The following is a 19,795-nucleotide window of genomic DNA, read 5'->3' on the forward strand; positions in this document are numbered from 1 at the left end:
GGCGCCGACGCGCGGCTCCGGCGCGCAGGGCGTCGATGGGCGCCGGCGCGACGCCGGTGCGCGCGGCGGCCGACTCCAGGATCTCCTCCAGCACCTGCTCGTCCATGCTCTCCACGGTCATCGCCTCGCTCGCATCTCGATCAGTCCTGGGTCCTGCTCCAGCGCCCGCATCGCCCGCGAGAGCCGGCTCTTGACGGTGCCCGCCGCCACCCCGAGCGCGGCGGCGGTCTGCTGCTCGCTGAGGTGGGCGTAGTAGCGCAGCACGACGACGCGTCGCTGATCGGCGCCGAGCCGGGCCAGGGCCCGGGTGACGGCGTCGAGGTCGTCGACCCGTGCCGTGGCGTCGGCGTCGGCCTGCTCGGGCAGGTGCTCGGTGGGCCGCTCCCCGTGCCAGCGGCGACGCCGGCTGGAGGCGAGGGCGTTGACGAGCATGCGGTGCACGTAGGCGTCGCGGTCGTCGGCGGCGCGCACGCGGCCCCACTTCAGCAGGCAGCGCTCGAGCGTCGTCTGGACGACGTCCTCGGCCTCGGCCGGGGTGCAGCCCAGCAGCACCGCCGAGCGCACGAGCCGCGGCCAGCGGGCCTCGACGTACTCGCTGAAGTCGTCCACGCCCTCCTGACGCCGATGCCCCGCCGTTCGGTTCCGTGGAACCTCAGCGGGCGGACGCGGCATGCACCGCATCCTGCACGCCCGCGGGGCACACGTGCACCGAGACGGCCTCGAGCTGCGGCAGCGCGGCGTGCAGCGCGGTCTCGACGTCGGCGGCCACGCGGTGGGCGGCGGCGAGGTCGAGGGAGGCCGAGGCGGTGACGCCGACCTCCGCGCGCAGCCGGTGGCCAAGCCACCGCAGCCGCACCGGCTCCTGCGCCAGAACGCCCGGCACGCTCAGGATCGCGGTCTCGGCACGCGCCACCAGGGCGGGGTCGACGCCGTCGAGCAGTCGACGTCCGACGTCACGGGCGGCGCCGCGCAGCACCGCGAGGATCGCGACGGTGATGAGCAGGCCGACCACCGGGTCGGCCCACTCCAGGCCGGCCATCGCGCCGAGGGCGCCGAGCACCACGGCGAGCGAGGTGAACCCGTCGGCGCGGGCGTGCTGGCCGTCGGCCACCAGCGCGGCCGAGCCGATGCGGCGTCCGACGCGGATGCGGAAGCCGGCGACGAGCTCGTTGCCGGCGAAGCCGATGACGCCGGCGAGGATCACCGCGAGCGGGTGGCTCAGCGGCTGCGGGTCGGCGAGGCGACGGATCGACTCGTAGCCGGCCACCACCGCCGAGAGCGCGATCATCGCGACGATGAAGACGCCCGCGAGGTCCTCGGCGCGCCCGAGGCCGTAGGTGTAGCGCCGCGAGGCGCCGCGCCGCGCGAGCACGAAGGCCAGCCACAGCGGCAGCGCGGTGAGGGCGTCGGAGAGGTTGTGCACGGTGTCGGCCAGCAGCGCCACCGAGCCGGTGAGCACGACGACGACCGCCTGCAGCGCCGCCGTGGCCAGCAGCACGACCAGGCTGATCTTGAGCGCCCGCACGCCCTCCTCGCTGGCCTCGAGCGCGGAGTCGATCGCGTCGGCGGCGTCGTGGCCGTGCGGGCGCACCGCGTGGAGCACGGCGTGCCGGACCCGCGACACCAGTCCCCCGGGATGACCGTGCTCGTGGTGGTGCTCGTGGTCGTGGCCGTCCTCGTGTTGCTCGCCCATGACCTCAGCGTAGACACATGAACATATGTTCATCCAATTGCGAGCAGGTAGCCTGCCCTCATGGGTCACGGGGGCGAGGGCGGCGACCGCGCCGTCCGCACGCGCCTCGACCTCGCCACCGCACGCCAGGTGGCCACCACACTGCAGGCCCTGGCCACGCCGAGCCGGCTGCTGATCCTCTCCACGCTGCAGGAGGGCCCGCACTCGGTGGGCGACCTCGCGGTCGCGGTCGGCATGGAGCAGTCGGCGGTCTCCCACCAGCTGCGCCTGCTGCGCAACCTCGGCCTGGTCGACGGCGAGCGCAAGGGCCGCACCATCGAGTACCGCCTCTTCGACGACCACGTCGCCGAGCTGCTCGAGCAGGCGCTCTTCCACGCCGAGCACGTGCGCCTGGGCCAGTCCGACCGCTGACGCGCGGGCTCACGACGGCAGCAGCCGTCGCACCTCCTCGACGAGCAGCCGCACCGGCAGCTCGGGGTCGAAGGCCCGCTGGACGCCGAGGCCCACGCCCAGCGCGAGCAGCCGCGTGGCGACGTCGAGGGCGGGGGCCGGCAGCTCCACGCCGTGCTCGGCGGCCTGGTCGGCGAGCAGGTCGGCCAGCGCCTGGGTGACCATCCGGCGCCGCTGCGCCAGCGCCTCGCGGATCTCCTCGGAGTGCCGCGCCGAGGTGGCGAACTCCACCTCGAAGGCGGTCCAGCCGACGTCGCCGATGTTCTCCTCGGCCCAGCGGCCGAACGCCTCGACGCGCGCGCCGAGCCCGTCCGCGGTCACCAGCGCCTCGATCAGGGCGCCGACTCGCTGGTCCTGCAGCGACTCCAGCACCGCGAGTCCGAGCTCGTGCTTGGTGGCGAAGTTGGAGTAGACCGCGCCCTTGGTGAAGCCCGCGGCCTGGGCCACCTGCAGCAGCGAGGTGGCGTTGTAGCCCTCGGCCAGGAAGAGCCGCTCGGCGGTGGCGACGAGGGCGGCCCGGGTGCGGGCCTGCGTCTCGGTGCGCGTCAGCCGGGCCATGGACAGCGACCCTATCAGTCCGATACCGTCGGAATCCGGATACCACTGGTCTTTCGACGGGAGCGCCATGACGACCACCCGCGGCCTCGCGATCGGCTGCGGCGGCACGCTGGGCCTGGCCTGGACCGCCGTCGCCCTCGCCGCCGTCGAGCGCGCGCTCGACTGGGACGTCCGCACCGCCGACGTCCTGCTCGGCACCTCGGCCGGCGCCGAGGCGGTGGCGATCCTCGGCTCCGGGCGCACCCCCAGCGCCCTCCTCGCCGCGCTCGACGACGCACCGGGCGCCGACCCGCTCCTGCGCCAACACCTGCACCACCCACCCCGCGCGCTGCCGCCGCTGCCGCGTCCGGCCCTGCCGGCGGCCGGCCTGGTGCGCGCCGGCCTGCGCGAGCGCAGCGCCTACACCGCCTTGGCGGGCCTGCTCCCCCGCGGCACCGGCGACGCCGCGTGGCTGCGCGACCTCGGCGCCGGCCTCGCCGACCCGCACGGCTGGGTCGCGCACCCGCGCACCTGGATCGTCGCCACCGACCTCGCCTCCGGGCAGCGTCTGGCCCTCGGCTCGCAGGACGCGCCCCGCGTCGACCTCGGCACCGCGATCGCGGCGTCGTGGGCCATCCCGGGCTGGCTCCCGCCGGTCACGGTGGCCGGACGACGCCTCGTCGACGGCGGCACCTCCTCCTCGGTCTCCGCCGACCTGCTGCTCCCCCTCGGTCTCGACGAGCTGGTCGTCGTCGCGCCCATGACCGGGGCCGGCGGACGTCCGGCCCGCGGCGCCGCGCGGCTCGAGCGGCTGCTGCGCGGCCAGATGACCCGCGGCCTCGACCGCGAGATCGCCGCGCTCGAGGCCGCCGGCACCCGCGTCGTGCGCCTCGAGCCCACGCCCGCGGACCTCGACGCCATGGGCTCGAACCTCATGGACGCCCGCCGGCGCCCCACCACCCTCGCCACCGCCCGCCGCACCCTGCCCGCCACCGTGGCGGCAGCCCTCGACCACGCAGGAGCCCGCGCATGAGCCCCTCCCCCCAGCCGTCCGCCGACCATCACGAGGTCGTCGTCATCGGCGCCGGCGTGTCCGGCATCGCCGCGGCCATCCGGCTGCGCGAGGCCGGCGTCGAGGTGGTCGTCCTCGAGAAGGCCGACGCCTTCGGCGGCACCTGGCGCGCCAACACCTATCCCGGCTGCGCCTGCGACGTGCCCTCCGGGCTCTACTCCTTCTCCTTCGCGCCCAACCCCGACTGGTCGCGCCTGTTCGCCACGCAGCCGGAGATCCTGGCCTACGTCGAGCGGGTCGCCCGCGAGCACGGGCTCGAGGACGTCACGCGCTTCGGCGTCGAGATGACCTCGGCCCGCTGGACCGGCGAGCACTGGCGCCTGGAGACCAGCGACGGGCCGCTCACCGCCCGGTTCGTCGTCGGCGCCGCCGGGCCGTGGAACGAGCCGGCCGTGCCCGACCTGCCCGGCCTCGCCGACTTCCCGAGCACCGTCTTCCACTCCGCCCGCTGGCGTCACGACCACGACCTCGCAGGACGACGCGTGGCCGTCGTCGGCACCGGCGCCTCGGCGGTGCAGTTCGTGCCGAAGATCGTGCCCGACGTCGCCGCGCTCCACCTCTTTCAGCGCACCGCGCAGTGGGTGCTGCCCAAGCCCGACCACGCCGTCCCGCGCGCGGAGCGCTGGGCGATGCGACTGCCGCTGGCGCAGCGCCTGCTGCGCGGCGTCGAGTACGGGCTGATGGAGGCGCTCGGTGTCGGGTTCCGCCACCCCCGCCCGCTGATGGACGCCGTCCAGGCCGTCGGCCGCGCCCACCTGCGCGCCGCCGTGCGCGACCCCGACCTGCGGGCCCGCCTGACCCCCGACTACACCATCGGCTGCAAGCGGATCCTCTTCTCCAACTCCTACCTGCCGGCCCTGACCCGCGAGCACGTCGAGGTGCATGCCACCGCGGTCGAGCGCATCGAGGGCAGCACGGTCGTGGGCGCCGACGGCAGCCGCGCCGAGGTCGACACGATCATCCTCGGCACCGGCTTCCACATCCTCGACATGCCGGTGGCCGACCTCATCCGCGGCGCCGACGGCCGCTCCCTCGCCGAGGTCTGGCAGGGCTCGCCGGAGGCCTACCTCGGCACCGTCGTCACCGGCTTCCCGAACGCCTTCCTCGTCCTCGGCCCCAGCCTCGGCACCGGTCACTCCTCGGCCTTCGCGATCCTGGAGTCGCAGGTGGCCTACCTCGTCGACGCCGTGCTCCACGCGCGGCGCAGCGGCACCGTGCTCGACGTGCGCGCCGGCGCCCAGGCCGCCTACGTCGCCCAGGTGCAGCACGCCCTGGCGGGCACCGTCTACGAGGCCGGCGGCTGCGCGAGCTACTACCGCGACGTCAACGGCCGCAACAGCTTCAGCTGGCCGTGGTCCACCGGCGCCCTGCGGCGTCGGGTCAGCCGCTTCGACCCCGCCGTGTTCCGCAGCACCTCCCCCTCCCGCCCCGACCGCCCGACCCCTCAGGAGATCCCCGCATGAGCCGCTACCCCTCGATCGAGCTCGACGGCGCCCTCGTCGCCATCACCGGAGCCGCGCGCGGCATCGGCCGCGAGACCGCGCGGGCCTTCGTCGCCCGCGGCGCCCGGGTGGCCATCGGCGACCTGGACGCCGAGCTGGCCGCCACCACCGCCGCCGAGCTCGGCGAGCGCGTCACCGCCCACGCCCTCGACGTCACCGACCGCGCCTCCTTCGAGGCCTTCCTCGCCGCCGCGGAGCAGGCCCACGGCCGTCCCCTCGACGTGCTGGTCAACAACGCCGGCGTCATGCCCAACGGCGCGTTCCTCGCCCAGTCCGACGCCCTCGACGAGCTGACGATGCAGGTCAACGTCTTCGGCGTCATCCACGGCATGCGCAGCGCGGTGCCCGGCATGGTCGAGCGTGGACGCGGCCACGTCGTCAACGTCTGCTCGCTGGCCGGCAAGGTGCCGCTGAAGGGCCTGGCGGTCTACAACGCCAGCAAGTTCGCCTCCGTCGGCCTCACCGCCGCCACCCGGCTCGAGCTCGACCGCACCGGCGTCAGCGTCACCGCCGTGCTGCCCAGCGCCGTGCGCACCGAGCTCTCGTCGGGCATCGACTTCGGGATGCTGCCGGCCGTCGAGCCGCAGGAGGTGGCCGAGGCCGTGGTGCGCTCGGTTCGCACCCGGGCCGCCGAGATCGCCGTGCCCGGCTACGTCGGCCGCGCCTCGACGCTCTCGGCGCTGCTGCCCGAGCCGGTGATGCGCGGCCTGCGCCGCGCGGTGCGCGACGACCGCGCCATCACCGCCGTCGACGACGCCGTTCGCGGGCGCTACCTCGAACGGATCAGCCGCCGCTGAGCCGCGCCCGATCGGCGCCGGGTCGGTGCGCGGTCAGTGCTGGGTCAGCGCTCGTGCTCGCCCTTGATGACGAAGAACGAGCCGCGGATGGTGCCGGCGAGCTTCGAGCGCTGCCGGGCGAACTTGAACCGGTCGACGAGCTCGTCGGGCACCTCCATGCCGTCGGAGAGCTTGAACCCGACGGCCCGCTTGCCACCCGCGTCGAGGGTGTAGAGCACGTTGATGGCCAGGCCCGACTCGTAGAACACGTGGGTCCAGCGGACGCCGTCGACCTCGAGCTCGCTGACCTCCAGCGGCGTCGAGGCGATGACGAGGTCGCGCTCCTCGCGCAGCACCCGATGCACGTACTCGACGATCTCGGGGGCCTCGGCGGCCGGCGTCGTGGTGAAGGCGTGACCGTGCTTGGTGGAGAAGTAGCGCGCCTCGTTGGCCCGCAGCCCGGCCAGCGCGTCGGCCACCGGCGAGGACTCCAGCCCCACGGTCGAGACGTCCTTGAAGTCGACGACGTACGGCACGGGAACCTCCTGGCAGCGGGCGGACGGGCAGCCCCACGCTAGCGCCGCGACGCCCCCGGCGTCCCCGGTGCGCTCGGAGGTCAGACCGAGGCGCTCAGCTCGTCGGCGGCGACGACCCGCAGCTCGGAGTCGTGGGCCACGTGCACCGGCCACGGCGTGTGCGGGGCGAGGGTGCGCACCCAGGCGAGGTCGCCGTCCTCGCGCCCCGCGCCGGGCCGGGCGTAGAGGAAGACCGGCACGACGTCGGGCTCCTCGGCCAGGCTCGTGAGCAGCGGGGTGAGCCGGGCGAGGTCGTCGGCATCGGGTCGGCGCGGGAGCTCCTCGAGCTTGGCCGAGTGCTGGCAGTGGCCCTCGCGGAGGAAGAGGATCCAGATCTGCGGGGCCGCGAAGCCGAGGGGCTCCATGAGGAGGCGCCACAGGCGCTCGAGATCGGCCTGGCTGCGCACCACCGGCAGTTCCTGAGGGCTGAGGCGGGGAGTGTCGTCGTGATCGCTCATGCCCCCACCCTGCGCCGGATCGCCACCGTCCTGCAGACGCTCTCCACAGGGCCGCCGACCCAGCCTCCCGGTCAGGCCCGGAGGGCGATCCAGTACCGGCGCACCAGGCCGTGCCCGTCCTCCGCGACGACCTCCTCGAGGACGCCCCCGTGCCGCTCGATCGTCCCGATGGAGCCGAGGTTGTCGTCCAGGCACACCAGCAGGAGGCGCTTCATCCCGACGGCTCGGGCCTCGTCCAGCACCTGCCCCAGCGCCCATGTCGCGAGGCCGCGGCCCCGCGCCGAGGGTCGGACGCCGTAGCCGACGTGTCCCTGCCACAGCACGCGGTCGTCGGTGAACGGGCGCAGCACGATGGCCCCGAGCACCTCGTCGTCCTCGACGATCCACCAGAACCGGGCCGGGCGGTCACGCAGGCGCTCGATCCAGGCCGCGAAGCCGGCAGCGCTCTCCACCTCGTCGTCGGGGCCGATCCCGAAGCCGTCCTCGTGCAGACCCGGACCCCACTCGGCGTGGGACTCGCCCCAGGCGCGGTGGAGCGCGACGTCGGGCTCGACGAGCTCGGGCACTGCCCACCCCTCCTCCCCGACTCGACGTCAGGCTCTCGCGCTCGGGCGCGGTCGAGGCCAGAATCTGGCCATGGACATCTCGGGACCGCAGCCGACCAGCCGTGGCTGGTACGCCCTGGCTGATCGCCAACGCTACTTCGACGGCGCTCGATGGACCGAGCACGCGGCACCGCTGACCCCGCGCGCCGCCGGGATCAGCAAGGCGCCGGTGACTCCGCGCCCCTCGAACCCCGTGCAGGCGCTCGCGATCGCCTTCAGCCGCTACGCGGACTTCGAGGGACGCGCGACCCGACCGGAGTTCTGGTGGTACACCGTCATCCAGGCCGCGGTGCTCGTGCCCATCGCCCTCAGCGTCAAGATCGACCCCGCCACCGGCGGACCGACCAACCTCCTCTGGGTCGTGATCCCGGTGGTGATGATCGCGACGCTCGTCCCATCCGTCGCGATCACCGTGCGACGGCTCCACGATGCCGACCTGAGCGGGAGGTGGATCCTGCTCTGCGCGATGCCCGCCGTCGGCACCCTCGTCCTCACCGTCCCGATGCTCCTGCCGAGCACCCGGACCTTCAACCGCTTCGGTCCCCCGCCGACCCCGCACAAGGCCCGCTGAGGGATCAGATGCGATCGGGCGCGGCGCTCCAGCCGGTGAGCCGATCGATCGCCGCGTCGCGGTGCCGGGCGATCCGCGCGAGGGCGTCCTCGCACGCGGGCGTGCGGTCGGCGTCGGTGACCCGCGCCGGGTTGATCGCGACGCCTGAGGCCCACGCGGCGATGTCGGGCTCGGCGCCCCAGGCGGCCGCCGAGCGCAGCCCGCGGACCTGCATGGCGGCCCAGTCCTCGAGGCGGTCGCCGAAGGGCACCGGGTGGCACAGCGCGTTGCGGGTCGCGTCGTCGGTGCGCGTGGCCTCGACGTAGCCCACCAGCGCGGCGCTGAAGCACGGGAAGCCGGAGCGCACGGGCTGCAGCGTGATCCGCTCCGGCGACCACACCGGCACCAGGGGACGGTGCCGCAGGCCGTCGGCGGCGCAGTGCACCACCAGCGCGTCCGGGCCGACGTCGACGGTGCCGTCGTCGCAGACCAGGCGACCCTCCTCGACCCGCCGCACGTGCCCGAGCCGCACGACGTCGGCGATGCTGCGCAGCAGGTCCAGCTCCCAGCGACCCAGCGTGGGGGCCTTGGCCATCGTCGGACGGCGCGCGGGATCGAGGCGGAGCAGGACGCCGGCGTCCTCGAGGCGCAGCATCAGGTCGTCGAGCGAGTCGGCGCTCGCCGCGCCCTCGACGATCTCGGCGACCATGCCCTGGAAGGCCTCCGGCTCCGGCTGCACCCGGGCCCGGTCGAGCATCCACGGCTCGCGCGGGCGCACCCAGGTGATCGCGCCGGGGTCGACGCCGTGCTGCAGCAGCCACACGCACGCGTCGGTGGCGGTCTTGCCCGAGCCCACCACCACGTGACGCCGCGCGGGCCCGGCGTCCGGAAGGTCGTTGACGGCCACCACTCGCGCCCCCGGCCCCACCTCGAACGGCGGCGGCACCTGGCTGGGGATCCGCGGCGCGAGATAGCGCGCATCGACCACTCGCGCCGACGGCGCGACCGCCAGCTCGACGCCGTCCTCGAGGCGCCGCACCCGCAGGCCCGCGTCGTCGTCGAGCACCTCGTGGCCGCCGAGGAACTGCACCCGCCCCGTGGCCTCGAGCCGTCGCAGCACGCGCTGGTAGTACTCGGTGATCTCGGCGGCATCCGAGCGCACCTGCAGCCCCGCCTCGGGCCCCTCGGTCTGCAGCGCTCCCCCGCCCAGGACCTCGGAGGCGACGCCGTAGAAGCAGGCGGCCTGATGCAGCCGCACGAACGGATACGCCTGCAGCCAGTGCCCGCCCGGGGCGTGCTGCCGGTCGACGAGCACGACGCTGCCCTCGCCGTGGTCGACCAAGGTGTCGACGAAGGCCATCGCTGAGGCCCCCGCCCCGATGACCAGGTGGTCGGCCGTGATCGTCTCCCGAGCGCTCATGGCTCGATCGAACCATCCGGCCGGTGGCCACAACGCGGCCGGGCCGGCCTCCCCGAGGGGAGACCGGCCCGGTCTCGGTGACTGCGCTGAGGATCAGCTGCAGCCGGAGGTGCTGCCGCAGCCCTCGCAGACGTAGCAGGAGCCGGCGGGGCGCATCTTGGTGCCGCAGGTGAAGCACAGCGGGCTGTCGACGGCGGTGCCGGTGATCTTCTCCAGCAGCTCGGCGGAGGTGTGGGCCTCCTTGACCTCGGCCTCGGCGGCGGGCTCGGAGACCGGGAGGGCCTCCATGCGCACCTCGGGCTGCACCGGGGTGACGTCGATCAGCTCGGCGGCCGAGCCGGTCTCCTCCAGCGGCTCGTAGGAGCCGGTCTCGAGGTAGCGCTGGCGCTCCTCGGCGGAGTAGATGCCCAGCGCCTGACGCTGGTCGTAGGGCAGGTAGTCCAGCGCGAGGCGACGGAAGACGTAGTCCATGAGGGACTGCGACATGCGCACGTCGGGGTCGTCGGTGAGGCCGGCGGGCTCGAAGCGCAGGTTGGTGAACTTCGAGACGTAGGTCTCCAGCGGGACGCCGTACTGCAGGCCGATCGAGACGGCGATCGAGAAGGCGTCCATCACGCCGGCCAGGGTCGAGCCCTGCTTGCCGAGCTTGAGGAAGATCTCGCCCAGGGTGCCGTCGTCGTGGGCGCCGGAGGTCATGTAGCCCTCGGCACCGCCCACGGTGAAGGAGGTCGTGCGGGAGACGCGCGACTTCGGCAGGCGCTTGCGGGTGGGGGCGTAGACGACCTTCTCGACGACCTTGGTCTCGACCTCGGCGGAGTCGGCCGCGGCCTTGTCGGCGGCGTCCTTCTTGGCCTTGCCGCCACCGTCGGCGAGAGGCTGGCCGACCTTGCAGTTGTCGCGGTAGATCGCGGTGGCCTTGAGGCCGAGCTTCCACGACTGCAGGTAGACCTCCTCGATCTCCTCGATCGTGGCGTCCTCGGGCAGGTTGACGGTCTTGGAGATGGCGCCGGAGAGGAACGGCTGGCAGGCCGCCATCATCCGCACGTGGCCCATGGGCTTGAGCGAGCGCTGGCCCATCGCGGTGTCGAAGACCTCGTAGTGCTCGCGGCGCAGGCCGGGGGCGTCGACGACGTGGCCGTTCTCGGCGATGTAGGAGACGATCGCCTCGACCTGCTCCTCGACGTAGCCGAGCTTGCGCAGGGCCCGCGGGATGGTCTGGTTGACGATCTGCATGGAGCCGCCGCCGACGAGCTTCTTGAACTTCACCAGGGAGAAGTCGGGCTCGATGCCGGTGGTGTCGCAGTCCATCATGAAGCCGATGGTGCCGGTGGGCGCGAGCACCGAGGCCTGGGCGTTGCGGAAGCCGTTGATCTTGCCGAGCTCGACGACCTTGGCCCACTCGACGGTGGCCAGGCGGTGGGTCTGGGCGTCGGCGATCGCCAGCGGACGCACGGCGTCGTTGGCGGCCTGGTGCTTGCGCATGACGCGCTGGTGGGCCTCGGCGTTGCGGCCGTAGCCGGCGTAGGGGCCGACGATGCCCGCGAGCTCGGCGGAGCGGCGGTAGGAGGTGCCGGTCATCAGCGAGGTGATGGTGGCCGCCATCGCCCGGCCGCCCTCGGAGTCGTAGCCCAGGCCCATGGCCATGAGCAGCGCGCCGAGGTTGGCGTAGCCGATGCCGAGCTGGCGGTAGTCGCGGGTGGTCTGGCCGATGGGCTCGGTCGGGAAGTCCGCGAAGCAGATGGAGATGTCCATCGCGGTGATGATGAGCTCCACGGCCTTGGCGAAGAGCTCGGCGTCGAAGGTGTCGTCGTCCTTGAGGAACTTCAGCAGGTTCAGCGACGCCAGGTTGCACGAGGAGTTGTCGAGCGACATGTACTCCGAGCACGGGTTGGACGCGGTGATGCGGCCGGTCTCGGGGTTGGTGTGCCAGTCGTTGATGGTGTCGTCGTACTGCAGGCCCGGGTCGGCGCACTCCCACGCGGCGGTGGCGATCTTGCGGAAGAGGTCGCGGGCGTCGACGCGCTCGATGACCTCGCCGGTCTTGCGGGCGCGCAGGCCGAAGTCGGTGCCCTCCTCGACGGCGCGCATGAACTCGTCGCTCACGCGCACGGAGTTGTTGGCGTTCTGGTACTGCACCGAGGTGATGTCGGCGCCGCCGAGGTCCATGTCGAAGCCGGCGTCGCGCAGGGCGCGGATCTTGTCCTCCTCCCGCGCCTTGGTCATGACGAACTCCTCGATGTCGGGGTGGTCGACGTCGAGGACGACCATCTTGGCCGCGCGACGCGTGGCGCCGCCGGACTTGATGGTGCCGGCCGAGGCGTCGGCGCCGCGCATGAAGGAGACCGGGCCCGAGGCGGTGCCGCCGGAGGAGAGCAGCTCCTTGGAGGAGCGGATGCGGGAGAGGTTCAGGCCGGCGCCGGAGCCGCCCTTGAAGATGAAGCCCTCCTCCTTGTACCAGTTGAGGATCGAGTCCATCGAGTCGTCGACGGAGAGGATGAAGCAGGCCGAGACCTGCTGCGGGCTGGGCGTGCCCACGTTGAACCAGACGGGGCTGTTGAACGAGAAGTACTGGTGGACCAGCAGCCAGGTGAGCTCGTGCTCGAAGATCTCGACGTCGGCCTCGGTGGCGAAGTAGCCGTGCTCGCGGCCGGCCACCGTGTAGGTGCTCACGACGCGGTCGATGATCTGGCGCAGGCTCCACTCGCGGGCCTCGGAGCCGACCGCGCCGCGGAAGTACTTGGTGGTGACGATCGTGGAGGCGTTGACCGACCAGAAGTCGGGGTACTCCACGCCGCGCTGCTCGAAGACGGTCTCGCCGGTCTTCCAGTTCGTCTGGACGACGTCGCGGCGCTCCCAGGTGATCTCGTCGTAGGGGTGGACGCCCTCGGTGCTGAAGACCCGCTCGAGGCTCAGTCCGCCGGCGCGCTCGCCTGCGTCGGCCTGGCCGCCGTTCACCGTCTCGGTCATGCGCTGCTCTCCTTGGTCCCGGGGTGGGGTTGCTCGTGTGCTCGTCTGGTGGCTGGTGCTGCTGGCTGCTGCCAGGTGGTGCGGGTCGTGCTGGTGATGCTTCCTCGGAGCGCCGACATTTCTCGGGGATGACGACGTCGCGAGGGTGGCGGATGGGGAGAGGGTGGTGCGCCCGGCAGGCCGCTTCCCCACGACCTGCCGGGCGGTTCGGGTCAGCCGCCGGAGGCGGCCGAGGGGGCGAGGGCGCCCGAGGGCTCCTCGGCGGGGCGCTCCGCGCGCATCGAGGCGATCTCGGCCTCGAAGTCGGCGGCGGAGCCGAACGCGCGATAGACGCTGGCGAAGCGCAGGTAGGCGACCTCGTCGAGCGTGCGCAGCGGGCCGAGGATGGCCAGGCCGACCTCGTGGGCCGGGAGCTCGGCGCAGCCGGCCAGCCGCAGGGCGTCCTCGACCTCCTGGCCCAGGCGGGCCAGCTGGTCCTCGGTGACCGGGCGGCCCTTGCAGGCCTTGCGGACGCCGGCGACGGCCTTGTCGCGGACGAAGGGCTCGGTGGCCCCCGACCGCTTGACGACGGTCAGCTGCATCATCTCGACGGTGGTGAACCGCTTCGCGCAGGTGGAGCAGGTGCGCCGGCGGCGGATCGAGCCGCCGTCCTCGGAGACCCGGGAGTCGACGACCCGGGTGTCGGTGCCGCGGCAGTACGGGCAGTGCATCGTGGGTCCTCCTCCGGGGCGTCTGAGCGGGCGGGCGGGGTGCTGCGGGCGCGTTCGTGCCAGGCTGCGGGCGCGGGCGCTCGGACGAGCCCCGAGGGGAGCGTCCTTGTGGAGCGAGAGGCCTTCACCTGTGGACAACCAGCAGTTCGCTGTGGGTCATCCCGCATCCGATGTGAACTAGATGTGGATAACTACATCGTTGTAACTACTAGATGTTGTGCCAACCGTACGCCCGGCCCCGAGGTCGACGCAAGACGACAGACCCACTGTTTCGAGACCTGGATCACATCCGCGTAAACCCGCAGGTCAGAGCGGTCCGGACCACCACGCACACCTCCGAATCACCTCCCCGGGGGTGCGCGCGTCGGCGTGTCGGCACGACCACCGAGGGGTCACACTGGGGCGATGGGAGCGCACGGAGGACGTCGGGCCGCACCCCGGCGCGCCGTCGGCTCCCCCGCCGAGCGCCTGCGGGCGTGGGGCCCGCGGCTGGGCCTGAGCGCCGGCGTCACCGTGCTCCTCGTCGCCTGGGGCTACCTCGTCGTCCTCGCCGTCCAGCTCGGCGGCCGGGCCCGCGACGGCGCGGGGCTCGCGTGGCTGCTCCTCGCGCTCACCACCCTGGGCGCGGTCGCCTGCCTGTTCCTCTGCCTGCTGCTCGGCACCCGGCTGTGGCGCGAGCTCACCGGGCCGACGCCGAGGCCGCCGGCGCCTCCGTCCGGCACCGGGGCGAGCACCGGATCCGACGGGGACGCTCCCCCGCCTCCCCGCCCGCCCGGCGGACGCCGCGCGGCCCGCTGATCCCCGCGCGTGATCCCCGCGTGATCGCCTCGCGCGGGCGCGCGCCCGCGCTCATCTGACAGACCCCCCTGTCGAGCCTTGGGCCGACGTGGTGTGATCGAGGGTGACACCCCGATCACCCCCACCCAGGCCCGAGCCAGGAGGACGCATGCGTCTGCAGTTGTCCGAGGAGGACCGCGCGCTCCGCGACGAGCTGCGCGACTTCTTCACCACGAAGGTGCCCCAGGAGATCCGCTCCGCGGTCCTCGAGGGCCGCGAGCTCACCCGCGACCAGATCGTGGAGAGCATGCAGATCCTCAACGCCGCCGGCCTGGCGGTGCCGCACTGGCCCGTTGAGTGGGGCGGCAAGGACTGGACCGAGCTCCAGCGCCACCTGTGGCACGAGGAGCTCCAGGCCGCGGGCGTCCCGGTGCCGCTGGCGTTCAACGCCACGATGATCGGCCCGGTCATCGCGCACTTCGCCAGCCAGGAGATGAAGGAGCGCTTCCTCCCGGCCACCGCCAACCTCGACATCTGGTGGAGCCAGGGCTTCTCCGAGCCCGACGCCGGCTCCGACCTCGCCTCCCTGCGCACCACCGCGGTACGCGACGGCGACCACTTCGTCGTCAACGGCCAGAAGACCTGGACCACGCTGGGTCAGTACGGCGACTGGATCTTCACCCTGGTGCGCACCGACCCCGACGTGAAGAAGCAGGCCGGCATCTCGATGCTCCTCATCGACATGACCTCGCCGGGCCTGGAGGTGCGGCCCATCGAGCTCATCGACGGCGGCCACGAGGTCAACGAGGTCTGGTTCACCGACGTCCGCGTGCCCGCGGAGAACCTCGTCGGCGAGCTCAACCAGGGCTGGACGATGGCCAAGTTCCTCCTCGGCAACGAGCGCGTGGGCGTGGCCCCCGTCGGCGCCACCAAGCGCAACCTCGCGCGCGCCAAGGAGCTCGCCGGCGAGCAGCTCTCCGACCCGCTGGTCGCGGCCCGCTTCGCCGAGCTCGAGAACGAGCTGCTGGCCCTCGAGCTCACCGCGCTGCGCGTGGTCGCCGACTCCACCGACGGCGCCCCGCACCCGGCGTCCTCGGTGCTCAAGCTCAAGGGCACCGAGCTCCAGCAGGCCGTGGCCGAGCTGACGATGGACCTCGCGGGTCCCGCCGCGCTCGCCTCGGGCGCCGACGAGGCCAGCGCGCTGCCGGAGTGGACCCACCTGGCGACGCCCACCTACCTCAACCTGCGCAAGGCGTCGATCTACGGCGGCTCCAACGAGGTGCAGCGCCAGATCATCGCCAAGACCATCCTCGGGCTCTGAGCCCGGCGCGAGACGAGACGAGACACCCATGGACTTCACCTACGACGACGAGCAGGACGCGCTGCGCGAGGCCGTGCGCGGCCTGGTCGGCAAGGCCTACTCCGACTTCGAGAAGCGACGCCAGACCGTCGCCGCCGAGCCCGGCTACAGCGAGGACCTCTGGCGCCAGCTGGCCGAGATGGGCATCCTCGGGCTGCCCTTCGCCGAGGCCGACGGCGGCTCCGGCGCCGGCCCCACCGAGGTCGCGATCGTGGCCCAGGAGCTCGGCCGGGTCATCGCCCCCGAGCCGTTCCTGGCCAGCATCGTGCTGGCCGGCGGCCTGGTCTCCGCGGTCGGCACCGCCGAGCAGCGCGCCGAGGTACTCGGCGCCCTCTCGGCCGGCGAGCGCCTCGTGGTGCTGGCCCACGCCGAGCCCGGAGCCCTGCGCAGCGACGCCGCCACCGACGTCACCGCCACCGACGACGGCGGCTCCTGGACGCTCACCGGCGTCAAGGAGCCGGTGCCGCACGGCGCCCGCGCCGACCAGCTCGTCGTCAGCGCCGCCCTCCCCGGCGGCGGCACCGGCCTGTTCCTGGTCGACGGCGACGCCTCCGGCCTGACCCGCACCGGCTACGCCGTCTTCGACGGCACCCGCGCCGCGAAGGTCGCCTTCGAGGGCACCCCGGCGACGCCGCTCGGCGAGGCCGGGCTCGACGTCGAGACCAGCATCGCCACCATCCACGACCTCGCCCGGATCATCGCCGGCAACCAGGCCGTGGGCGCGCTCGAGACGGCCCTGCGCACCACCACGGGCTACCTCACCAGCCGCAAGCAGTTCGGCGTCACCCTCAACACCTTCCAGGCCCTGACCTTCCGCGCGGCCGACATGTACGTCTCGCTGGAGCTCACGACCTCGCTGGTCACCTGGGCCACGATGGTGCTCGCCGAGGGCGACCAGGACGCCGTCCACCAGGCCGCCGCCCGCGCCGGCCTGGGCGTGGCGCGGGCCAGCCGCCACATCGGCCAGGAGGCCATCCAGCTGCACGGCGGCATCGGCATGACCGCGGAGTACTCCATCGGCTCCTACACCGCGCACCTGCAGGCGCTGGAGCTGCTGCTCGGCGACGCCACCCACCACCTGCGGACGCTCTCGGCGAGCGTCGGCGACCACGGGGTGCTCGAGCCGGCCTGAGTCCGGTCCGACAGCACTCGGCCCCCGTCGCGCTCCGGCGCGGCGGGGGTCTGCTGCGTCCGGCCCGTCCGGGGAGCGGGTCAGCCCCGACGCACCTCGAGCACCCGGAACCCCTTGGCGCTGGCGATCCGGGTGGCGGGGTGACCCTGCTCCCCCAGCCACCGCTGGAGGGAGTCGGCGCCGAGGTTCTTGCCGACCACCAGCACCGCGCGGCCCTCGGGCGTCAGCCGCGGCAGCCAGCGCAGCAGCAGCGCGTGCAGCGCCTCCTTGCCGATGCGGATCGGCGGGTTGGACCAGATCTCGTCGAAGAGGGCGTCGTCGTCGACCTCGTCGGGCAGGCAGGCCGTGAGGCGGTCCTCGACGCCCAGGCGCGCCGCGTTCTCCCGCGTCAGCAGGAGCGCGCGCTCGTTGACGTCGACCGAGGTCACCCGGGCCGCGGGGTCGTGGGCCGCGATCGCCAGGCCGATGACGCCGTAGCCGCAGCCGAGGTCGAGCACCCGGTCGGCGCGGGGCGGAGGCGTCTCGCGGAACAGCACGGCCGTGCCGACGTCGAGGCGTCCCTGGGCGAAGACGCCCGAGCCGGAGACCAGCTCGAGCTCGAGGTCCCACACCCGCGCGGTGAGCGGGGCGCGGGTGAAGGCCACCGACGGGTCGGCGGTGAAGTAGTGCTCGTCGCTCATCGGACGACCTCCTCGGCAGTGCGGCGGGCGCGGGTCTGCACCGAGCGGGCGGCGAGGTCGGCGTCGTCGGGATAGGCGACCTCCTCCAGCGTCAGCCCGTGGGCGTGGACGACGCCGATCGCCGAGGACCGCTCGGTGACCGTGAGCATCTCCCCCGCCCAGGGCACCGGCTTGCGGCCCTCGCCGATCGCCAGCAGGCAGCCCACCAGCGAGCGCACCATCGAGTGGCAGAAGGCGTCGGCGCGCACGCGGCCCACCAGCAGGCCGTCGTCCTCGCGGGTCCAGTGGAGCTCCTCGAGGGTGCGGATCGTGGTGGCGCCCTCGCGGCGCTTGCAGAACGCCGCGAAGTCGTGGCGCCCGCGCAGCAGCGCGGAGGCCTCGTTCATCGCCGCGACGTCGAGCGGGCGCGGCCAGGCGAGCACGTGGCTGCGGCGCAGCGGATCGAGCGCGGCGGGGTCGTCGGCGACCCGGTAGGCGTAGCGGCGCCAGAGCGCGGAGAAGCGGGCGTCGAAGTCGGCCGGGGCGGCGCGCAGGCCGCGCAGCCGCACGTCGTCGGGCAGGATCCCGTTGAGCTGACGCAGCAGGGACTCCAGCGGCAGGTCGCCGAGCACGGCGTCCTCGACGTCGAGGTGCACCACCTGGCCGCGGGCGTGGACGCCGGCGTCGGTGCGGCCGGCGCACACGGTGGAGGGCGCCTCGGCGCGCAGGGCCGTGGCCAACGCGTCCTCGAGGGTGCCCTGCACCGTCCGCAGGCCGGGCTGGGAGGCCCAGCCGCGGAAGTCGGTGCCGTCATAGGCGAGGTCGATCCGGAGCCGCACGCACCCATCCTCCCGTACCGTGGCGGTCGTGAGTGCGGCCCCCGTCCCCGGCAGCGCGCCGGCCCTCGTCCTGGTCTCCGCCGAGCACGGCGAGGAGCTCGCCGGAGCCTTCGCCCGCTACGCCGCGGAGTACACCCTCCTGCACGCCTCCTCGTGCGCCGAGGCCACCGAGGTGGCCCGGGCGCAGCGCGCCGCCGGCGTCCACGTCGCCCTGTTCGTCACCACCTCGACGCTGCCCGACGCCCACGTCCTCGAGGCGTTCGGCCACTGGCGCACCCTGGTGCCGACCGCGCGCCGCGTCATCGCCGCCCACTGGGACCGCTTCCTCGCCGACGCCCCCGGCCTGCGCCCGGGCATGGCCTCGGGCAAGTACGACGCCTACCTGCTGCTGCCGCGCGGCGTGCGCGACGAGGAGTTCCACAACGCCATCAGCGACCTGCTCTCCGACTGGGGCTCCACCGTGCCCGACCCCGAGGTCGTGGCGGTGAAGATCGTCAGCCCCCACCGCGACGGCCAGGTGCTCGCGATCCGCGACTACCTCGACCGCATGGGCATGCCGCACCGCGTCTACGACCCCGACTCCGAGGCCGGCGTGGCCGTGCGCTCGCACTTCCCCGACGACCCCGTCTACCCGCTGGTGTGGTCGCCCACCCGCGCATCGATCCAGAACGCCACCGTGCGCGACGTCGCCACCTCGCTCTACGGCGTCCCCGGCGAGATCAGGGTCGACGGCGTCGTCGACGTGTGCGTCGTGGGCGCAGGTCCGGCGGGGCTCGCAGCGGCCGTCTACGCCGCCTCCGAGGGCGTCTCGTGCGTGGTGCTGGAGTCCGAGGCGATCGGCGGCCAGGCCGGCACCAGCTCGATGATCCGCAACTACCTCGGCTTCCCGCGCGGGATCTCCGGCATGCGGCTGGCGATGCGCGCCCGCAACCAGGCGCTGCGCTTCGGCACCGAGTTCAGCACCGGCTGGCCCGTCGCGGGCCTCACCACCCAGCCCGACGGCACCCACGTCGTGCACACCGACGGCGGCGACGTGCCGGCCCGCGCGGTCGTCATCGCCGCAGGCGCCGCCTACCGCTCGCTCGGCGTCGATCGCATCGACGACCTCGTCGGCGCGGGCGTGCACTACGGCGCCGCGCTCACCGCGGCCCGCGAGATGGAGGGCCAGGACGTCTACGTCGTCGGCGGCGGCAACTCCGCCGGCCAGGCCGCCGTGCACCTCGCGCGGTTCGCCCGCTCGGTCACCGTCGTCGTGCGCCGCTCGGGCCTGGAGGCGACGATGTCGACCTACCTCATCACCGAGATCGAGCACAGCCCCCGCATCCACGTGCGTCCGGGCACCGTCGTCGCCGACGGCGGCAGCGAGGGCGGCCGGCTGGCCTGGCTCGACCTCGCCCCGGTCGGCGGCGGGGAGCCCGAGCGCGTCCCCGCCGGCGGCCTGTTCCTGCTGCTCGGCGCCGACCCCTGCTCGGCGTGGCTGCCCGACGCCGTCGCCCGCGACGACGACGGCTTCGTGCTCACCGGCCGCGACGTCCCCCGCGACCACTGGAGCGGGGGCCTGCCCCCGGAGAGCCTGGCCACCAGCGTCCCGGGCATCTTCGCCGTCGGCGACGTCCGCGCCGGCTCGATGAAGCGGGTCGCCGCGGCCGCCGGCGAGGGCGCCTCGGTCGTCTCGCTCATCCACGCCCACCTCGCGCCGGAGTGAGCGGCGAG

20 protein-coding genes are annotated in these 19,795 nt (G+C 73.7%); 9 read left to right on the forward strand and 11 right to left on the reverse strand.

The annotated features are described in order from the left end of the window. Positions 1-117: 117 nt before the first annotated feature. The gene (locus tag ACZDWJ_RS13950) at positions 118-609 is read right to left on the reverse strand and encodes a SigE family RNA polymerase sigma factor (protein WP_463521672.1); all 492 of its coding nucleotides are present in this window, start codon (positions 607-609) and stop codon (positions 118-120) included. Positions 610-652: 43 nt separating this feature from the next. Next, the gene (locus ACZDWJ_RS13955) at positions 653-1,693 is read right to left on the reverse strand and encodes a cation diffusion facilitator family transporter (RefSeq protein ID WP_463521674.1); all 1,041 of its coding nucleotides are present in this window, start codon (positions 1,691-1,693) and stop codon (positions 653-655) included. Between the two features lie 60 nt (positions 1,694-1,753). On the opposite strand from ACZDWJ_RS13955, the gene ACZDWJ_RS13960 reads away from it, so the two are divergent. Then, entirely contained in the window at positions 1,754-2,104 is a 351-nt protein-coding gene (locus ACZDWJ_RS13960; protein ID WP_463521676.1) for an ArsR/SmtB family transcription factor, read from the forward strand. 9 nt (positions 2,105-2,113) lie between these two features. On the opposite strand, the gene ACZDWJ_RS13965 is transcribed toward ACZDWJ_RS13960, so the two are convergent. Continuing rightward, positions 2,114-2,701: a TetR/AcrR family transcriptional regulator gene (locus tag ACZDWJ_RS13965; protein ID WP_463521678.1), complete on the reverse strand. Its 588-nt coding sequence runs from the start codon at positions 2,699-2,701 to the stop codon at positions 2,114-2,116. 67 nt (positions 2,702-2,768) lie between these two features. Here ACZDWJ_RS13965 and ACZDWJ_RS13970 point away from each other — a divergent pair, with 67 nt between their 5' ends. Genes ACZDWJ_RS13970 through ACZDWJ_RS13980 form a run of 3 tightly spaced genes read left to right on the forward strand, consistent with a single transcriptional unit; the run spans position 2,769 to position 6,051 of the window. After that, entirely contained in the window at positions 2,769-3,713 is a 945-nt protein-coding gene (locus tag ACZDWJ_RS13970; RefSeq protein ID WP_463521680.1) for a patatin-like phospholipase family protein, read from the forward strand. Next, on the forward strand, positions 3,710-5,215 hold the full coding sequence (locus ACZDWJ_RS13975; RefSeq protein ID WP_463521682.1) for a flavin-containing monooxygenase: 1,506 nt from the start codon (positions 3,710-3,712) through the stop codon (positions 5,213-5,215). The genes ACZDWJ_RS13970 and ACZDWJ_RS13975 overlap by 4 nt, the downstream gene beginning before the upstream one ends. Further along, a complete protein-coding gene (locus ACZDWJ_RS13980; protein ID WP_463521684.1) occupies positions 5,212-6,051 on the forward strand; it encodes an SDR family oxidoreductase in 840 nt (279 codons plus the stop codon). Before ACZDWJ_RS13975 ends, ACZDWJ_RS13980 begins: the two co-directional genes overlap by 4 nt. Positions 6,052-6,095: 44 nt before the next feature. Here the strand turns inward: ACZDWJ_RS13980 and ACZDWJ_RS13985 are convergent, their stop codons facing one another. The 3 genes from ACZDWJ_RS13985 to ACZDWJ_RS13995 form a co-directional block, all read right to left on the reverse strand. Further along, entirely contained in the window at positions 6,096-6,566 is a 471-nt protein-coding gene (locus ACZDWJ_RS13985) for a phage tail protein (protein ID WP_463521686.1), read from the reverse strand. An 80-nt stretch (positions 6,567-6,646) separates the two neighbouring features. Next, the gene (locus ACZDWJ_RS13990; protein WP_463521688.1) at positions 6,647-7,063 is read right to left on the reverse strand and encodes a hypothetical protein; all 417 of its coding nucleotides are present in this window, start codon (positions 7,061-7,063) and stop codon (positions 6,647-6,649) included. A 71-nt stretch (positions 7,064-7,134) separates the two neighbouring features. Further along, positions 7,135-7,629 (reverse strand): GNAT family N-acetyltransferase, encoded by a 495-nt coding sequence (locus ACZDWJ_RS13995; RefSeq protein WP_463521690.1) that lies wholly within the window; start codon positions 7,627-7,629, stop codon positions 7,135-7,137. A 70-nt stretch (positions 7,630-7,699) separates the two neighbouring features. On the opposite strand from ACZDWJ_RS13995, the gene ACZDWJ_RS14000 reads away from it, so the two are divergent. Further along, positions 7,700-8,239: a DUF805 domain-containing protein gene (locus ACZDWJ_RS14000; RefSeq protein WP_463521692.1), complete on the forward strand. Its 540-nt coding sequence runs from the start codon at positions 7,700-7,702 to the stop codon at positions 8,237-8,239. Between the two features lie 4 nt (positions 8,240-8,243). Here the strand turns inward: ACZDWJ_RS14000 and ACZDWJ_RS14005 are convergent, their stop codons facing one another. The 3 genes from ACZDWJ_RS14005 to nrdR form a co-directional block, all read right to left on the reverse strand. Further along, a complete protein-coding gene (locus ACZDWJ_RS14005; RefSeq protein ID WP_463521694.1) occupies positions 8,244-9,638 on the reverse strand; it encodes an NAD(P)/FAD-dependent oxidoreductase in 1,395 nt (464 codons plus the stop codon). Positions 9,639-9,731: 93 nt separating this feature from the next. Next, entirely contained in the window at positions 9,732-12,605 is a 2,874-nt protein-coding gene (locus ACZDWJ_RS14010; RefSeq protein WP_463521696.1) for a vitamin B12-dependent ribonucleotide reductase, read from the reverse strand. A 212-nt stretch (positions 12,606-12,817) separates the two neighbouring features. Beyond that, positions 12,818-13,315 (reverse strand): transcriptional regulator NrdR, encoded by a 498-nt coding sequence (gene nrdR, locus ACZDWJ_RS14015; protein ID WP_463521698.1) that lies wholly within the window; start codon positions 13,313-13,315, stop codon positions 12,818-12,820. Between the two features lie 405 nt (positions 13,316-13,720). On the opposite strand from nrdR, the gene ACZDWJ_RS14020 reads away from it, so the two are divergent. From ACZDWJ_RS14020 to ACZDWJ_RS14030, 3 genes are all read left to right on the forward strand, one after another. Next, on the forward strand, positions 13,721-14,113 hold the full coding sequence (locus ACZDWJ_RS14020; RefSeq protein WP_463521700.1) for a hypothetical protein: 393 nt from the start codon (positions 13,721-13,723) through the stop codon (positions 14,111-14,113). A 148-nt stretch (positions 14,114-14,261) separates the two neighbouring features. Continuing rightward, entirely contained in the window at positions 14,262-15,413 is a 1,152-nt protein-coding gene (locus tag ACZDWJ_RS14025; RefSeq protein WP_463521702.1) for an acyl-CoA dehydrogenase family protein, read from the forward strand. Between the two features lie 28 nt (positions 15,414-15,441). After that, on the forward strand, positions 15,442-16,584 hold the full coding sequence (locus tag ACZDWJ_RS14030) for an acyl-CoA dehydrogenase family protein (protein WP_463521704.1): 1,143 nt from the start codon (positions 15,442-15,444) through the stop codon (positions 16,582-16,584). An 80-nt stretch (positions 16,585-16,664) separates the two neighbouring features. Here the strand turns inward: ACZDWJ_RS14030 and ACZDWJ_RS14035 are convergent, their stop codons facing one another. Then, positions 16,665-17,264 carry a class I SAM-dependent methyltransferase gene (locus tag ACZDWJ_RS14035; RefSeq protein ID WP_463521706.1) on the reverse strand — a complete coding sequence of 200 codons (600 nt, stop codon included), beginning with the start codon at positions 17,262-17,264 and terminating at the stop codon, positions 16,665-16,667. Then, the gene (truA, locus tag ACZDWJ_RS14040) at positions 17,261-18,082 is read right to left on the reverse strand and encodes a tRNA pseudouridine(38-40) synthase TruA (RefSeq protein ID WP_463521708.1); all 822 of its coding nucleotides are present in this window, start codon (positions 18,080-18,082) and stop codon (positions 17,261-17,263) included. Before truA ends, ACZDWJ_RS14035 begins: the two co-directional genes overlap by 4 nt. Before the next feature lie 28 nt (positions 18,083-18,110). Between truA and ACZDWJ_RS14045 the strand changes: the two genes are divergently transcribed. Then, the gene (locus ACZDWJ_RS14045; RefSeq protein WP_463521710.1) at positions 18,111-19,787 is read left to right on the forward strand and encodes an NAD(P)/FAD-dependent oxidoreductase; all 1,677 of its coding nucleotides are present in this window, start codon (positions 18,111-18,113) and stop codon (positions 19,785-19,787) included. The last annotated feature ends 8 nt before the right edge of the window (positions 19,788-19,795 follow it).

This window comes from Nocardioides sp. B129/18 (assembly GCF_055282735.1).

What these genes read in the sequence shown, in the direction of transcription:
- ACZDWJ_RS13955 (WP_463521674.1), bottom strand. Translation starts at nt 1,693, where the DNA reads ATGGGCGAGCAACACGAGGACGGCCACGACCACGAGCACCACCACGAG.
- ACZDWJ_RS13960 (WP_463521676.1), top strand. Translation starts at nt 1,754, where the DNA reads ATGGGTCACGGGGGCGAGGGCGGCGACCGCGCCGTCCGCACGCGCCTC.
- ACZDWJ_RS13965 (WP_463521678.1), bottom strand. Translation starts at nt 2,701, where the DNA reads ATGGCCCGGCTGACGCGCACCGAGACGCAGGCCCGCACCCGGGCCGCC.
- ACZDWJ_RS13970 (WP_463521680.1), top strand. Translation starts at nt 2,769, where the DNA reads ATGACGACCACCCGCGGCCTCGCGATCGGCTGCGGCGGCACGCTGGGC.
- ACZDWJ_RS13975 (WP_463521682.1), top strand. Translation starts at nt 3,710, where the DNA reads ATGAGCCCCTCCCCCCAGCCGTCCGCCGACCATCACGAGGTCGTCGTC.
- ACZDWJ_RS13980 (WP_463521684.1), top strand. Translation starts at nt 5,212, where the DNA reads ATGAGCCGCTACCCCTCGATCGAGCTCGACGGCGCCCTCGTCGCCATC.
- ACZDWJ_RS13990 (WP_463521688.1), bottom strand. Translation starts at nt 7,063, where the DNA reads ATGAGCGATCACGACGACACTCCCCGCCTCAGCCCTCAGGAACTGCCG.
- ACZDWJ_RS14000 (WP_463521692.1), top strand. Translation starts at nt 7,700, where the DNA reads ATGGACATCTCGGGACCGCAGCCGACCAGCCGTGGCTGGTACGCCCTG.
- ACZDWJ_RS14005 (WP_463521694.1), bottom strand. Translation starts at nt 9,638, where the DNA reads ATGAGCGCTCGGGAGACGATCACGGCCGACCACCTGGTCATCGGGGCG.
- ACZDWJ_RS14010 (WP_463521696.1), bottom strand. Translation starts at nt 12,605, where the DNA reads ATGACCGAGACGGTGAACGGCGGCCAGGCCGACGCAGGCGAGCGCGCC.
- nrdR (WP_463521698.1), bottom strand. Translation starts at nt 13,315, where the DNA reads ATGCACTGCCCGTACTGCCGCGGCACCGACACCCGGGTCGTCGACTCC.
- ACZDWJ_RS14020 (WP_463521700.1), top strand. Translation starts at nt 13,721, where the DNA reads ATGGGAGCGCACGGAGGACGTCGGGCCGCACCCCGGCGCGCCGTCGGC.
- ACZDWJ_RS14025 (WP_463521702.1), top strand. Translation starts at nt 14,262, where the DNA reads ATGCGTCTGCAGTTGTCCGAGGAGGACCGCGCGCTCCGCGACGAGCTG.
- ACZDWJ_RS14030 (WP_463521704.1), top strand. Translation starts at nt 15,442, where the DNA reads ATGGACTTCACCTACGACGACGAGCAGGACGCGCTGCGCGAGGCCGTG.
- ACZDWJ_RS14035 (WP_463521706.1), bottom strand. Translation starts at nt 17,264, where the DNA reads ATGAGCGACGAGCACTACTTCACCGCCGACCCGTCGGTGGCCTTCACC.